The organism is Pseudanabaena sp. 'Roaring Creek' (assembly GCF_001402795.1).
In the GTDB taxonomy this organism is placed as follows: domain Bacteria; phylum Cyanobacteriota; class Cyanobacteriia; order Pseudanabaenales; family Pseudanabaenaceae; genus Pseudanabaena.
The window spans coordinates 1-1,520 of record NZ_LIRE01000533.1; the positions used below are offsets into that span (position 1 = coordinate 1).

Here is a 1,520-nt window from a genome sequence, read left to right on the forward strand (position 1 = left end):
TTATGGTAGTTTCAACTTCATCGGCGAATCGCTAGATTTTCCAATAGTCTCCCGTTGGCTGTATTCTGATTATAGTTTCATTTCTTCTGTATGACCCTGCTCAATCTCAATCAAGCTGATTTGTCCGACATCCGTTTAATTGCTTCCGATGTTGATGGTACTCTTACCCAAAATGGAAAATTCTCTTCTGATTTCATCTCGACTCTTCTGGATTTACAATCAGCAGGAATTAAAGTCCTCTTGGTGACTGGTCGTTCGGCGGGTTGGGTTAGTGCTTTGGTGAATTATTTACCTGTGGCTGGGGCGATCGCGGAAAATGGTGGTTTGTTTTTACAGCCCAATGGTCAGCAATTTTTGCTCTCTTCGATTCCTAATCTATCTAGACATCGCATTCTGCTAGAAAATACTTTCCATCACATTAAGCAGCTATTTCCTCATCTTCATCCTTCTGCTGATAATCAGTTCCGTATTACCGATTGGACTTTTGATGTCAATGATTTATCGACTGACGATCTTCAAGCTATCTCTTCCCAATGTCAGCAAATGGGTTGGAGTTTCGCTTACAGCAATGTCCAATGTCATATCAAACCACTGTACCAAGATAAAGCAACTGGTTTAGATGCAGTACTCAAAAATCATTTTCCCGAAATCAATTCGCTGCAAGTGCTTACCTTTGGCGATAGTCCCAATGATGAAGCGATGTTTGATGCCGATCTATTTCCCATCTCGGTCGGCGTGGCAAATGTTCGCCATTATCAAGACAAAATGATGCATTTACCAAAATATGTTGCTCAGGCTTCTGAGTTTGCTGGCTTCCAAGAGTTAGCCATGCTATTGCTAAAAAATAGTGTCATAGATGACAGTATGAAAACGAGGCGATCCTATGCAGGATAAATACAATAAAATTTTGATCTTTTTTTGATCTTTTATAGATCAGATCTAGAGCAATCGCTGTATGATTTGATCACCGTTTTTATCTACAGGAGATTGCTTATCTAGTTTTCCCCCTTCAACACCAAAAAAGCCAGTGACTGCAACCACTAGCTCTTTGATGACCCGAAGGTTTTTTAATTTAATATCCGAAAATGGACAGATGTTGCTTTGAGAGGGCAATTTTGTTCAGTGCTTCTTTATATCTTAACGCAAGATATAAGTTTAGCAACAGTTTTTGCTGCGAATTTTTTAATTTTTTTGCAAAAGCCAATAATTAATTATTGAACTGAATTCAAAAAGTCTGTCTGTTTTCTGATTGAAGTCGCCACAAACCCTACAATCAGGACAATCTAGATGTTTTTAAATTTGCAACTCTTGCAGGAGCAGATCTTTATTGAGATCTCTCTTCGCAAGCACCAAGGAGGTCAAAAATAATGACCTCCTTAAATAACCAGTATTCCTCCAGAAAGTTTTCACCAACTAAAGCAAATAACCCTTGTCCAATCTGCGATGACATCAAAGGTAAATGTCGAATTGCCTCCGATAACCAAGATTTTGCGCTGTGCATGACCCATCCCAGCGATGTC

Annotated in this window: 2 protein-coding genes; one reads left to right on the plus strand and one right to left on the minus strand. The window is 39.3% G+C overall.

Annotation, left to right across the window (positions count from 1 at the left end):
• Positions 1-90 precede the first annotated feature (90 nt).
• The gene (locus AC805_RS16035; protein WP_055076351.1) at positions 91-894 is read left to right on the plus strand and encodes an HAD family hydrolase; all 804 of its coding nucleotides are present in this window, start codon (positions 91-93) and stop codon (positions 892-894) included.
• Positions 895-1,324: 430 nt separating this feature from the next.
• Here the strand turns inward: AC805_RS16035 and AC805_RS25680 are convergent.
• Positions 1,325-1,520: hypothetical protein (locus tag AC805_RS25680; RefSeq protein WP_231663205.1), on the minus strand; the 196-nt coding region annotated here is incomplete at its 5' end.